This window comes from Paraburkholderia sp. SIMBA_054 (assembly GCF_046534875.1).
Lineage (GTDB): Bacteria > Pseudomonadota > Gammaproteobacteria > Burkholderiales > Burkholderiaceae > Paraburkholderia > Paraburkholderia hospita.
The window spans coordinates 1-256 of record NZ_JAWRXV010001175.1 but is presented as its reverse complement, the minus strand read 5'-3'; the positions used below and the strand labels follow the sequence as shown (position 1 = coordinate 256).

The 256-nt window shown below is 68.0% G+C and carries 1 pseudogene; it reads left to right on the top strand.

Features of this window, described 5'->3' with window-relative positions:
• Positions 1-256, top strand: a pseudogene (locus tag SB822_RS58845) (chromosome segregation protein SMC); the annotation flags it as partial.

The following is a 256-nucleotide window of genomic DNA, read 5'->3' as shown; positions in this document are numbered from 1 at the left end:
GAAGATCATCAACTGGCTTTCGAGGCGCTCGACGAAGAGCTGACCACGGCCCGCGGACAGGCGCGCGATCTCGACCGCGCCGCCACCGACGCGCGCTTCGCCGCGCGCAACATGGCCGCTCGCATCGACGAATTGAAGCGCAGCATTCAGGTCGCGCATGAGCAAAGCGAGCGCGTGGCGGCGTCGCTGGAAGACGCGCGCGCCGAGCTCGAAACGATCAACGAGCAGACCGCGCACACCGGCTTGCAGGACGCGC